General features: G+C 38.3%; 10 protein-coding genes, 4 tRNA genes and 1 pseudogene. 8 read left to right on the top strand and 7 right to left on the bottom strand.

Annotated elements, in window-relative coordinates; all coding sequences use genetic code 11:
- Window positions 1-47: 47 nt before the first annotated feature.
- The 4 genes from FY048_RS07715 to rnr all read right to left on the bottom strand — a co-directional run bounded on the left by FY048_RS07715 (window position 48) and on the right by rnr (window position 5,339).
- Complete coding sequence (locus tag FY048_RS07715) at window positions 48-473, bottom strand: hypothetical protein (protein WP_446090753.1); 426 nt, start codon at window positions 471-473, stop codon at window positions 48-50.
- A gap of 11 nt (window positions 474-484) precedes the next feature.
- Window positions 485-694 (bottom strand): YheV family putative zinc ribbon protein, encoded by a 210-nt coding sequence (locus FY048_RS07710; RefSeq protein WP_004639498.1) that lies wholly within the window; start codon window positions 692-694, stop codon window positions 485-487.
- 40 nt (window positions 695-734) lie between these two features.
- Entirely contained in the window at window positions 735-2,789 is a 2,055-nt protein-coding gene (locus FY048_RS07705) for a M3 family metallopeptidase (RefSeq protein ID WP_446090752.1), read from the bottom strand.
- A 135-nt stretch (window positions 2,790-2,924) separates the two neighbouring features.
- A complete protein-coding gene (rnr, locus tag FY048_RS07700; protein ID WP_446090751.1) occupies window positions 2,925-5,339 on the bottom strand; it encodes a ribonuclease R in 2,415 nt (804 codons plus the stop codon).
- A gap of 261 nt (window positions 5,340-5,600) precedes the next feature.
- Between rnr and FY048_RS07695 the strand changes: the two genes are divergently transcribed.
- The 4 genes from FY048_RS07695 (at window position 5,601) to FY048_RS07680 (ending at window position 6,593) form a co-directional block, all read left to right on the top strand.
- Window positions 5,601-5,691: transfer RNA gene (locus FY048_RS07695), tRNA-Ser, on the top strand.
- 9 nt (window positions 5,692-5,700) lie between these two features.
- Window positions 5,701-5,777, top strand: a tRNA-Arg gene (locus tag FY048_RS07690).
- Between the two features lie 38 nt (window positions 5,778-5,815).
- Window positions 5,816-5,892 (top strand) — tRNA-Arg (locus FY048_RS07685).
- Window positions 5,893-5,999: 107 nt separating this feature from the next.
- The gene (locus FY048_RS07680) at window positions 6,000-6,593 is read left to right on the top strand and encodes an HAD-IB family hydrolase (protein ID WP_446090750.1); all 594 of its coding nucleotides are present in this window, start codon (window positions 6,000-6,002) and stop codon (window positions 6,591-6,593) included.
- Between the two features lie 69 nt (window positions 6,594-6,662).
- On the opposite strand, the gene FY048_RS07675 is transcribed toward FY048_RS07680, so the two are convergent.
- On the bottom strand, window positions 6,663-8,768 hold the full coding sequence (locus FY048_RS07675) for a hypothetical protein (protein ID WP_446090749.1): 2,106 nt from the start codon (window positions 8,766-8,768) through the stop codon (window positions 6,663-6,665).
- A gap of 338 nt (window positions 8,769-9,106) precedes the next feature.
- Here FY048_RS07675 and FY048_RS07670 point away from each other — a divergent pair.
- Together FY048_RS07670 and FY048_RS07665 are read left to right on the top strand one after the other, a co-directional pair.
- Window positions 9,107-9,205: pseudogene (locus FY048_RS07670) on the top strand (hypothetical protein); the annotation flags it as partial.
- Window positions 9,206-9,346: 141 nt separating this feature from the next.
- A tRNA-Arg gene (locus FY048_RS07665) sits at window positions 9,347-9,423 on the top strand.
- A gap of 115 nt (window positions 9,424-9,538) precedes the next feature.
- Here the strand turns inward: FY048_RS07665 and FY048_RS07660 are convergent.
- A complete protein-coding gene (locus FY048_RS07660) occupies window positions 9,539-10,231 on the bottom strand; it encodes a nitroreductase family protein (protein WP_446090748.1) in 693 nt (230 codons plus the stop codon).
- A gap of 222 nt (window positions 10,232-10,453) precedes the next feature.
- Between FY048_RS07660 and FY048_RS07655 the strand changes: the two genes are divergently transcribed.
- Window positions 10,454-10,951: a YcxB family protein gene (locus FY048_RS07655; protein WP_446090747.1), complete on the top strand. Its 498-nt coding sequence runs from the start codon at window positions 10,454-10,456 to the stop codon at window positions 10,949-10,951.
- 39 nt (window positions 10,952-10,990) lie between these two features.
- Window positions 10,991-11,632 carry a fumarylacetoacetate hydrolase family protein gene (locus tag FY048_RS07650; RefSeq protein WP_446090746.1) on the top strand — a complete coding sequence of 214 codons (642 nt, stop codon included), beginning with the start codon at window positions 10,991-10,993 and terminating at the stop codon, window positions 11,630-11,632.
- Window positions 11,633-11,737: 105 nt separating this feature from the next.
- On the opposite strand, the gene FY048_RS07645 is transcribed toward FY048_RS07650, so the two are convergent.
- Complete coding sequence (locus FY048_RS07645; RefSeq protein WP_446090745.1) at window positions 11,738-12,985, bottom strand: YihY family inner membrane protein; 1,248 nt, start codon at window positions 12,983-12,985, stop codon at window positions 11,738-11,740.
- Window positions 12,986-13,318: the final 333 nt, after the last annotated feature.

Here is a 13,318-nt window from a genome sequence, read left to right as displayed (position 1 = left end):
AAAGCTAAAGATGAATAACTTTAGCTTTTTAAGTTCCCATTGAAAAACTATTGATGCTTGAGTTGAGCTTCAAGCAATTTAACTTGTTCTTCTTTGAGCTTTGTTAATTGATCTGCATCTGCATGTTGGGCTTTTAATAAACTTTCTTGATTTTGCAACTGACGGTGGATGTCATCGAGTTTAGACACTTCTTCTTTTGCTAAAGACTCTTGAGCAGGTACAGGCTGGTTAAGCACATCTTCAGTCACAAGTTGTGGTGAACTTGCAGCCTCTGCTGTCGGTTCAGAAGCTGATGATGGATCAGTGGTTTTAACAGGCGCAGGTGTCGAAACAGGATGAGGATCAACCATTGGTGCGGCTGACTCGGTTTTTTTGAAAAACCATTGTGCAGCGAAAAAAAGCACTACGAGAATGCTTAAGCCCCCAATTAAAATCCACAATAGTTTTGAGTTTTGTTTTCTTTGTAGTGACATCTCTAAGACCTTTAGTCAGGACGACGAGGCTTGAACTGTATTACTCCAACTTCATCAGGTACAGCAGGTGCTTCAGGCTCATCAATATGAGTCGGACGATTTTCGCTATAACCGCATTCGATACATTCAATCCATTCGTCTTCAGCGGTGGTTAGCATGACAATCCGATCTGTTGCTTCACATTTTGGACATTTAGCCCCAGCAATGAAACGTTTTTTCATCTTTATCACCCTAACCACACGATCAATTTAGGCCCATAGTTTAAGCGGTTTTGCTGTCATTCGTCCAACCTTGATGACGTAACAATGCATCAATTTTAGGTTCACGGCCACGGAAATTAACAAATGCTTCAAGAGCAGTGTCTTTTCCACCTACAGCTAAAATTGCCTGACGGAATTCTTTACCCGTTTGAGTATTGAAAATGCCTTCATGTTCAAAACGGTCAAATGCATCGCTAGCTAACACTTCTGCCCATTTGTAAGAGTAATAACCAGCCGCATAACCACCAGCAAAAATATGGCTGAAGCTATGTTGGAAACGGTTGTATCCGACAGTAGGAACGACAGCATATTGGCTACGTATTTCATTTAAAGTCTGCTGAATTTTCTCACTGTTCAGTGCAGGTGTTTTGGTGTGAATTGTTAAATCAAACAAGGCAAATTCAAGTTGACGTAAAGTCTGCATGCCAGATTGGAAGAAGCGAGCATTCAATAAAGCATCGAGCAATTCTTGCGGTAAGGTTTGTTTACTCTCAATATGCTCACTTAATACATCCAGACTTTCTTTATCCCAAGACCAGAATTCCATGAACTGACTTGGAAGTTCTACCGCATCCCAAGCAACACCATGAGTACCTGCAACCGAAATGTTATCTACTTCGGTCAGCATGTGATGTAAACCATGTCCAAACTCATGGAATAAGGTGATGACTTCATCATGAGTTAGTAAAGCAGGTTGATCACCTACTGGAGGTGTAAAGTTACATACCATGTAGCAAATTGGTTTTTGTAGACCGTGAAGAGTCTGCATGCGTGAGCGGAAACCGTTCATCCATGCACCACCACGTTTGCCCGTACGTGCATAGATGTCAAAGAAGAATCCACCAATTACTTGGTCTTGGTCTTCTAACTCAAAATAACGAGCATCTGAATGCCAGACTGGTGCTTGTCTTTCGATGATGCTAATGCCATATAGACGCTGCACGATCTGGAATAAGCCTTGAATGACTTTAGGTGCAGGGAAGTAAGGTTTTAACGCTTCTTGAGATAAGTTGAACTGTTGTTGTTTAAGCTTTTCAGAATAATAAGTGGTATCCCAAGGTTGAAGTTCATCGACACCATCTTGTTTGGCAATATCTCGAAGTTCAGCAACTTCTTGGAGAGCAGGGGCACGTGCATGTTCGGCTAGATCAACCAAAAACTCATGTACTGTTTTTACATCTGGCGCCATCTTGCTTGCAAGAGAATATTCAGCATAGTTATTGAAACCGAGTAGCTTCGCCATTTCTTGACGAAGACTCAAAATTTCTTCCATAATTTTGCTGTTATCAAATTCAGCTTGCTCAGATTGATCAGAAGCACGAGTCACATACGCTCTGTAAAGCTCTTCACGTAATGCTCGATCATCTGCATAGGTCATGATTGCAAAATAAGCTGGGAAGTCCAGAGTCGCTACAGCTTGATCGAGTTCACGTTGTTCACCGTACTGTTTCAACAACTCAACATTACTTTCTGGAAGACCTTTTAACTCAGCTTCTGTAAGGGGTTTAAAATAAGCTTGTGTTGCATCAAGTACATGATTCGAAAAATCAGAAGAAATTTGTGACAAACGTGCAGAAATCTCTGCATAGCGTTTTTTCTCTTCACCCTCTAAAGCCACACCTGAAAGTTTAAAATCACGTAAGGCAAGGCGAATAGCACTTTGTTGGGCTGGACTAAGAGACGTATAGCCCTGACCATCATGGATATGCTGATAAGTTTGATAGAGCGCCGTGTGTTGTCCAAGCTGAGTGTAATATTCGCTCAATGCTGGTAATAATGATTGATAGACTTCTCTAGTTTCCGCATTGCTCATTACGGCATTTAAATGTGATAAAACGCCCCATGATTCACTGAGGTTGTTTTCAAGTGTATCGACTTGTTCAAGTACAACAAGTTGTTGAGCTGTATCGGTAGGTACAGCGGTAAGTGTATTTAAAAATTCTTGGCCTGCTTGAATCGCTTGCTGGATGTCTTGTTTTAAATTTTCTAATTCAATTTGATCAAAACGCGGAGTTGGTAAGGTCGCTTGTTGGAAAGTCATTGCTGTTAGCCACATTATTTTTTAAACATGGTATTAGATGTAGGTCCTGTCAGGTCGGAAATCAAGTTTAATTTGCAAAATAACCTTTTTAAAAAGAAATAAGCCTCACATTGGAGGCTTATTTCTGAGTTGGCAACTTCTATTGTTTAATTATTCAGCCTTTGATTTTGCATTCGCCTTTTTCTTTTTAGGCTTAGACTTTTTCTTTACTTTTTCTGGTTTAGTCTCGGCTTTTGCAGCGGTTTTTTTACCAGGTTTTTTAGTGTAAGAACTCGCCTTGGCTTTTTCTTTCTTTTTGTGAACAGGTCTTTCGCCATCACTACTTGTTGGTTTGCTGAAAACTTCTTCAGTTGCCTGTGAAGATGTTTTGGTTGTGCGTGGAGCTCGGCTACGAACTACTCGTCCTGCATGTGTGACTTGTTGAAGAAGTTGGAAGTCAATTTTACGTTCTTCAAGATTTACACCAGCAACCTGAATTTTAACTTCATCACCTAAACCAAAAACTTGACCTCTATTTTGACCTACAAGAGTTTGACTCGCTTGGTCATAAATAAAGAAGTCATCACCGAGTTGGCTAATGTGAATCATGCCATCAACATATAAGTCTTTAAGTGTCACGAATAAACCAAATTCGGTCACTGCGCTTACGATACCAATAAACTCTTCACCCAAATGCTGTTGCATGTAGTGACATTTCAACCAAGTCGTTACGCTACGAGAAGCTTCATCTGCACGGCGTTCAGTTTTAGAAAAATGTTCACCAGCATCATCTAGTGCGGCACCAGAGAGAGGAGAAGGTTTTTGTTTCAAGTGTGCTTTAATGGCACGGTGTAACAATAAATCTGGGTAACGACGGATTGGCGAAGTGAAATGAGTATAAGCTTCATACGCTAAACCATAGTGTCCTGCATTTTTTGCGCCATAATAAGCTTGCATCATTGAGCGTAATAAAACAGCATGAATGCTTGGCGCATCAATACGGTCTTTAGTTGCTTCAATAACTCGTTGGTAGTCTGCTTGAGTTGGCTGGTCAGGGAAGGGTAGACCCAGCAATTTCACAAAGTCTTTTACTTTCTGAATACGTGAAAACTCAGGAGCTTCATGCACGCGATATAACATTGGAACATCATTTTCTAATGCATATTCAGCCGCAGCAACGTTAGCAAGCAACATACATTCTTCAATGAGCTTATGTGCTTCATTACGTGTACGTGGCAAAATTTCTTTAATCCCGCCTAGCTCATCAAAAGTCATGTACGTTTCAATGGTTTCAAATTCCATTGCATGACGGTCAGCACGCAAGTTTTTCAAAATTTGATAAAGCTGGAAAAGCGTATTTAAAGATTTATGAACATCACGATCTTTTGGAATAGCATCTGTTGCACCTTCAAAATATTGCGCTACCTGTGTATAGGTTAAACGTGCTTTTGAGTGCATCACTGATGGATAAAACTCGAAACCAGTTACACGGCCTGTACGAGAGAGTTTAAGATCGCAAACCATACATAGACGGTCTACGTGAGGGTTCAAAGAACACAAACCGTTTGACAAAGCTTCTGGTAGCATTGGTAATACAAAGTGAGGGAAGTATACCGAAGTGCCTCGTTCCTCAGCTTCTTCATTGAGGGCTGAGTTTAATCGTACATAATGACTTACGTCGGCAATTGCGACTACAACGCGGTAACCACCACCCGGACGTTTTTCTGCATAAACTGCATCGTCAAAATCTCGAGCGTCTTCACCATCAATCGTAACTAACGCTAAATCTCTTAAATCAATGCGGCCTTCACGGTCTTGAGCAGATGGCTCTTTAAAACTTTCTGCTTCTTTTAATACCTGATCTGGAAACTCATATGGCAAACCAAATTCAAGAATGGTTTGTGGAATAATAATTTCTGTATCAGCTTTGTCCGCCATAGACTGAATAATATGCGCCGTTGAAAACTCTTCGCGGGTCGGATAAGTATCAATTGCAACACGTAGCATATCGCCAACATTCGCTTCAGCATGTTTTACAAGTTCTTTTTCCAAAGGAATAGGCTGGTGCTGATTAGGATTGTTGGGTTGAATAAAATATTCGCCCTCATGAACTGACAATTTACCGATCAATTGTTTGACGCGATGTTGAATAACCTCTGTAATAAAACCCCAAGGTTTACCTTTACGGTCTACCGAAGTCTGGCGCACTCTAACTCTGTCGCCATTAAAAACTAAACGTAATTCACGTTCAGGAAGTAAAAGGTCAGTTTGACCATCAATATGTGCTGTACCTAAACCTTTACTATTAATATAGACAGTTGCTTCGTATGTTGGTTGATCTGCCACCAACTGAAATTTAAAACCGTCTTTCATGATTTGACCATCACGAACCATAGCACTTAAACGATGACTTAACGCTTCGATACTTTTTTGGTCATGAATATTAAAATGATCGACAAGCTCTGCATGAGATTGTGGTGTTTGAACCTGCTCCAATGTATCTAAAATGAGAGTACGGCTTGGAATAGGATTGTCATAACGTTCAGCTTCAGCTTTCGCTTCAGGGTCAGCCCAGTTTTTTGTCATGTCGTTTGGTTTCACGCTTGGCAGATAAGTTTAGCATAAGCCATGCAGACCCGAACTGCACGTTTAGGTTTGCAATAATGTGTTATGCACTACAGTATTTTGATGAAGAAATAATATCTATCTTAACAAGCGTTTGATCGAAAAAGACGAAAATAATGAGTAAATCGCTTAAAAAATAATTCATTGAACTAAAAAACAAGAAAATTTCAGTATGATGACTTGATCAATGTGGTTTTAGTTTGTATTATGGCGGCTCGTTCCGGTGAGGTGGATGAGTGGCTGAAATCACTTCCCTGCTAAGGAAGCATACCTATTACTGGTATCGAGGGTTCGAATCCCTCTCTCACCGCCATTACTTAATGCGCTCATAGCTCAGCTGGATAGAGCACTTGGCTACGAACTAAGGGGTCGGGAGTTCGAATCTCTCTGAGCGCACCAAGTAAATAGAACGAATCGCTGAAAGGCACATAAGTTACGCGCTCATAGCTCAGCTGGATAGAGCACTTGGCTACGAACTAAGGGGTCGGGAGTTCGAATCTCTCTGAGCGCACCAACTTGAAGAATTAACCGCTTTTATAGCGGTTTTTTTGTGCTTGTTTTTTAGTAATTTTAAAAAAATCTAAATTTATAACTTTTTAATTATATTAGAGATAATCATAAATGAATCTAGCTTTATTTGATTTTGATGGCACCATCACTCACAACGACACATTCAGCTTATTTCTTAAATTTTCTTTAGACAGAAAAACACAACTCGTCGGTGGTATTCGACTTGCGCCGTATATAGCTGGCTATAAGCTTGGTTGGGTAACCGATAGAACCATTCGAACTAAGCTCTGCCAAGTAGGATATGTTGGCTATGATGCGAACTCTCTAAAATATATGGGACAAGAGTTTGCTAAAAAGGTAATTCCTACCTGTGTTCGTGAAAATGCCTTGGAGCGTATTCTTTGGCATAAAGAGCAAGGTGATCAGATTGTTGTTGTATCTGCATCATTAGGCGTTTATTTAGAAAGTTGGTGCCATTCTTTAGGTTTAGATGTTATATGCAATCAACTTGAAATACATAATGGTATTTTAACGGGTCATTTTATTGATGGTGATTGTGGTTATTTAGAAAAAGTAAATAGAATAAAAAATAAATATGATTTAAGCCAATATTCTACAATTTATGCCTATGGTGATACACCTAATGATTATGCAATGTTAGAGTTAGCACATAAAAAATATTATAGATGGCAAGAGATTAATTAGTATTAATTAACATTTAAAACTATATTAAGGTAGAAAGCCACTTATAAAAGTGGCTTTCTTTTAATAATATTAAACAGTATGGAAAGAATTATCTAAGAAGTTATCAGTAAGTAATGACTGAGGTACGATAGTATGCGTTGTATTTGTTACGCTAGATACTGTAGAAGTTACTCCACCGAGTAATCCGCCACTCGTTAATCCACCAAGTAAATTAGAAATAACATCTAAACCACTTCCACCCGTAACCCCACCAGTTAAGCCACCTAGAAGGTCAGTTACTACACCAAGAGGACTGTCACCGCCAGTAACTCCTCCAGTTAAACCACCGAGAAGATCAGTTACTACGCCAAGAGGGCTATCACCACCAACGCTACCAGTTGCGCCACCAATAGTTCCTGTCACTCCGCCAAGGATTTCTGTTAATAACCCCGTTGCAGTAGAGCCATTAGTAATAAGTGTACCTAGAATGCCAGTCGCTGATTCAGTTGCACCTTGAATATCACCACCGACTAAATCAGATACAACTTCAAGTGCACCATTTACCGTGTCACGAGAAGTTTCGAAAGTTAATGTACCAAGGTCTGCAATTTCAGAAACAGGATGCTCTACTTGTGGAAGAATACCGATAATTGTATCTGCTACTGTATCAATACCAGTGTTGATGATTTCAGTTTTTAAGCTTTCTACACCCTGAAGAATATCAATACCGCCTTGAACTACGTCAATCACTGGAGAGATTGGAGATGTCCCACCACCAATACCGCCTGTTACACCGCCGATAATATCAGTAACAACTTCAAGAGGGTTACCACCAATACCGCCCGTTACACCGCCGATAATGTCAGTAACAACTTCAAGAGGGTTACCACCAACGCCGCCTGTTACGCCACCGATAATGTCAGTCACGACTTCAAGAGGGTTACCGCCCACACCACCAGTTACACCACCGACTACATCTGTAACACTTCCAACAACACCAGTGATAATACCAGCAGCAGTTGTACCATTAGTGATAAGCGTATCAAGAATACCTGTTGCTGATTCAGTTGCACCTTGAATGTCGCCACCGACTAAGTCAGAAACAGTTTCGAGAGCACCATTTACAGTGTCACGAGAAGTTTCGAAAGTTAATGTACCAAGGTCTGCAATTTCAGAAACAGGATGTTCGGTTTGTGGAAGGATGCTAATAATTGTGTCAGCAACAGTGTCAATACCTGTATTAATAATTTCAGTTTTTAGGCTTTCTACACCCTGAAGAATATCAATACCGCCTTGAACCACATCAATGACTGGAGAAATTGGAGATGTGCCACCGCCAATACCGCCAGTCACACCACCAATAATATCTGTGACAACTTCAAGAGGGTTACCACCAACACCGCCAGTTACGCCACCGATGATATCAGTCACGACTTCAAGAGGGTTGCCGCCCACACCGCCTGTTAAACCACCGACTACATCTGTAACACTTCCAACAACGCCAGTGACAATACCTGTAGCAGTTGTACCATTAGTGATAAGTGTATTAACAATACCTGTTGCTGAAGTAGTTGCGCCTTGGATGTCACCACCGACTAAATCAGAAACAACTCCAAGTGCACCATTTACAGTGTCACGAGAAGTTTCGAAAGTTAATGTACCCAGGTCTGCAATTTCAGAAACAGGATGTTCAGTTTGTGGAAGTACTCCAATTACTGTCCCTGCAACAGTTTCAATGCCAGTGTTGATAATTTCAGTTTTTAGGCTTTCTACACCCTGAAGAATATCGATACCGCTTTGAACCACATCAATGACTGGAGAGATTGGAGATGTCCCACCACCAATACCGCCTGTTACACCGCCGATGATGTCAGTCACGACACCAACTGGGTTGCCGCCAGTAGCACCACCAGTTACGCCACCAGTTACGCCACCTATTATATTGGTGATGGTTCCTAATGGATTTGTAGAGCCGACAGTACCTGTTACTGTGCCAAGGACATCAGAAACTAAGCCTGTTGTTGTGTGGGTAACGGTATTAGTTACTGTTGAAAGAACATTTGAAAGTAAGCCTGATGTTGAAACATTCGCATCAACAGAGGAACCCGTGTTTACAGTGGTAGTTACCGATACAACATTACCCAAGTCTTGAGTAACTTTTGATATCGAAGATACGAGATTTTTTAGTAAAAACATGTTGGTCTATTTCCTATATAATTATGTATTTTTAAGTAAGTATTATTTATTGCGCTACATAATTAGTGAGATGTATATCTCAATAATTAAAATTTAGTATTGGTTAGATCTCAAAAGCTGTCAATGTGTATTTTTAGTCACATTTTTTGATATTAAATAATATTTAATGAAATAATAATTTATTTAATTTAGACGTAAAAATAATAATAGTTTTTATATAATATTTTTTTGATGAATTATTTTTTAATCATATTTTCACTCATTTGAAGCATTATCTTAGATAAATTTTACTCGTGCCTATAATGTTAAAGTTCAACTAGAAATATATTATTTCTATAATGTTGACTAAAACAGTAGCCTTTATCTTGTAGGTAGATGGCCAAATGCTTCAAAAAGCCTATAAAACTTATTTGAAAAAAAATATTTCAAATACATCTTAGGTGAGAAAAACATCAATAATTTTAGCTCCCATTTTTTATAAAATAGGGGGTGGCTAAGAACTAGACGGTTGGTGACAGAAAGATGAAAAAAGACTTCCTAAGCTTTGAAAAATGCGTATAATGCGCAACATCAAGTACGCGCTCATAGCTCAGCTGGATAGAGCACTTGGCTACGAACTAAGGGGTCGGGAGTTCGAATCTCTCTGAGCGCACCACTTGAAGAATTAACCGCTATTATATAGCGGTTTTTTTGTGTCTGATTTTTATCATCTTTATTAAAAGCCGGTGTTCATAGAAACCAGCTTTGAAAAGAATTAAAGGTGGAAAAGATTAACCAAATGTTTTAAAACGGCTTTCATCTTCAATAAAAGCTTTTTCACCTGCTTCGCCTTCGATTGAACCAAATACTAATTGAGCTCTTAATTTCCAGTGAGTAGGAATATTAAAAGCTGCATTAATTTTCTCATCAATGATTGGATTATAGTGTTGCAATGAAGCACCAATGCCTTGTTCAGCTAGGACGTTCCATACTGCAAATTGTGCAATTGCTGTTGAATGCTCAGACCAGATTGGAAAGTTATCAGCATATAGCTCGAATTGCTCTTGTAGACCTTTAATCACATCTTGGTCTTCAAAAAATAAAACTGTACCTGCACCTGATGCAAAACTTTGAATTTTCTGTTCAGTTCCAGTTAGGGCTTCTGCCGGAATAATGGTTTTTAATACATCTAGAACTATATTCCAGAAATTTTGGTGTGATTGATCAAATAAAACTACAACGCGAGAAGATTGGGAGTTAAAAGCAGATGGGCTATGTTTTACAGCCTCTTGAATTAGTTTTTCAATTTCAGTAGGAGAGTGTTTTAAATTTTTTCCTATTGAATAAATAGAACGGCGTTTTTTAATTAATTCTAAAAAGCTTGGTTCATTGAAGAGATTTGTCTCTTGAGTGGTTTGCGTAACCACATCTTTTGAGACTGTTGCTTTTTGATTTAAACCAAATAATTTTGCAAAAAAAGACATGAGACATTCCACTAAGAAGGTGATGCTCTTATTGTAGAAATTTTAAAAAGTGAAATAAGCCCAATAAATATGAATCTACGTTCCATATATGCAACGAAAAATATTTTTAATCTCGCTACTAAGGCTACTTTTGAGCAAAACAAAAAATAGCCTTTGATTCATTTTAAAGCTGAAATGAATATGCTCTAATAGTTCCGATTTATTGAGTATCGATGCAGTGCAATGACCGAGCAAAAAACAGCTTTATCTTTACGTTACTATTTGAATTTAGAAGAGTCACAAGATGGATTTTCATTAGTGACATTTGGGAAAAAACAATTTACCCGTTTTCTAACACCTGCGATTAGTATCGCAATTATTATTTGGGGACTTTATTTAGGTTTCTCTGGTGTAGGCCGATATTATGTCGGGTTAGGTTTGTTTTTTCTGGTGATGCAAGGGTTGATGCGTTACTGGCTTTTACCGATGTTATTTAAACGTCAATTTGTTCGTTACCAGTTTGGAAGGAGCGAGCAGGGAATCGAACTCTATCAAGATTATTTTGAGCTTTATTCCAGTGAGCGTAAGCAAGTGGTGCAATATGCGGATGTGCAAACCTTTGCTAAAGGTAAGTTGACTTACATGCTTGAGTTGAAAAATAAAACTGTAATTATTGTGCCAAAGCGCGCATTTGCACAGGTTTCAGATCAAACGATATTTGAAAATACATTTAAGAAATAAATTATTGGAATTATTAGCCGCAACAACAAAGGAAGCCTCATGAATACACGTCCTTCAAAAATCGTTTGCGTAGGCAGAAGCTATGCTGATCATGTCAAAGAATTAAATAATGCTATGCCTGACAAGCCTATATTATTTATTAAACCACCTAGTAGTTTGATTGGTTTAAATGACGGTATTTCTTGGAATCCAGCTTGGGGCAGTTGTCATTTTGAGTGTGAATTAGTTTTACGCATTGACCAGCCTTTAAAAGGTGAAACAGATCCTGCAAAAGCATTGAAAGCGATTGGTGCTGTGACATTAGGTCTTGATTTAACAATGCGTGATTTACAGAATGATCTGAAAAGTAAAGGTCACCCATGGGAACGTGCAAAAGCTTTTGATGGTGCTTGTGTATTGGCTGATTGGGTAGATACAAAAGAAATTACAAATTGGCAAGAGACCAAATTCACTTTCCATATTAATGATGAGTTACGTCAAGATGGAAATACTGAACTATTAATGTTTACCATTGGTGATCTATTAACAGATATTAATCAGGTCTTTTCACTAGAGCCGGGTGATGTGATTATGACAGGTTCACCTGCTGGTGTTGGGCCATTACATTTGGGCGATCAGTTAAAAATGACATTAAAAGGTGCAACGCAAGATTTTGTATGGAAAACTTTTGTGAAAGCATAATCCACTCCTAAATTTTCCAATTTTTAACCCTATTATTTTTCAATAATAGGGTTTTTTAGTGTTTAGAAGTGGAAGACATTTATATTAATAAATCGTCTTATTTTTCTATTTCTCTTCAAAAATTGTTGAAAGAGGAATAGAAAGTTTTGCAGCCAAATAATCATTAGACTCAATGAGTACTGGTCCAATTTTTTCCATCCACTCATCGTCATCATGCACATTTTGGACATCTTGACGTAAAGGTAGTGGGTATGGAAGGGCGGTGAAAAAACTCCAGAAATCAACTTGGGATAAATTACGCGCTAGAACATATTCATCTTTATCAGTACGTTTAACCAAATTTTGTTCTTCTAGTAAAAGCACATAAGCAGGCCAGCGACCAATTTCTCCACGGCCTAAAATTTCTAAAGCTTCTTTATCACTTACACTTTCACCCAGCTTTTGCTTTTTATAAAACAGCTCAAGAATATCTAATAACATTAGAACAGGGTGTCGTTTTTGCTCTTTACCTGAGTGAAAAGCAGTTAAAGCAAAACTAACTTCTACGCCCAGTAAAATAATATTCCATGAAAGAAAGATCCATAACAGGAAAATAGGTACTGCTGCAAATGCGCCGTAGATCAGTTCATAGCTGGTGAAATTTGACATGACGAAGCTGAATAGGTTTTTGAGTATTTCAAAAAGTACAGCACTTAAGCAAGCCGCTATACCGGCTGCATAAACTGGAACTGTTCGGTTCGGAATAGTCCAATACAAAATAAAAAAGCCAACAATGGTCAATAAGAAAGAAATTAACCAGAGTATAAATGATCCATCAAGTTGATATCCTGCAAAATTATTGCTGAGAATATTCATGGAAGCGACAGTCGAGGAAATGACGAATGCACTTCCTAAAATAATCGGACCCAAAGAGATGATGGTCCAGTAACGCATAAAACCCATAATGCCACTACGAGTTTCTTTTACGCGCCAAATACGATTAAAGACTGTTTCAATTGAGGTCAGCATTAAAACGGTAGTGACGAATAAAAACAGTACACCAATAACGGTTAGGTTGCTCGATTTCTCTGTGAAAGCATTTAAAGCTTTATCAAACGCAATAGTGCTCTTTGGTAAAAAGTTACTATAGATCAAATGTTGGAGCTGTTGTCTTGCAGGTTCTAACGCTTTAATTGAAGAAATAATAACTAAAAAAACCGTTAACATCGGTACAACTGCGAATAGTGTTGTATAGGTAAGGGAACTAGCTTGTTCACGGCACCGATCAGCTTCAAAACGTTTAAATACATATAAAACGAACTGAAACCAGGTTTTATTATAAAAAGGAAGCTTATTTAAGAAACGTTGTAACATGCGTTGTCTATCCCGATTTTTTTAATCATCATGTTGGGCGATTAATAGCTTATCAAAGTATGAGCTGAAGAACTCAAATCGTAGATTAAAGCAAAATAATAACTTATAGAATTAAAGTCGTTCTGTAAGTTTACTATGCGCTATAGAAAAAATTGTAGCCATAATCTTTTCAAAAAAGTTGGCTTTCTGTTGTGTGATCATAAGATTCATTAAAAGTTGGTGAACCTTTTACTCAACGATTTTGAGAAATTTGCTCGTGTTACCTTTAACGCTAAACAATTAATCACCTCTAGAATTTCATAAAATTGGTTTCGCCAAAAAAATAAAAAATAC

The organism is Acinetobacter sp. 1124_18A (assembly GCF_052824995.1).
The sequence above is the reverse complement of the archived record's forward strand: the minus strand, read 5'-3'. Positions and strand labels throughout refer to the sequence as shown.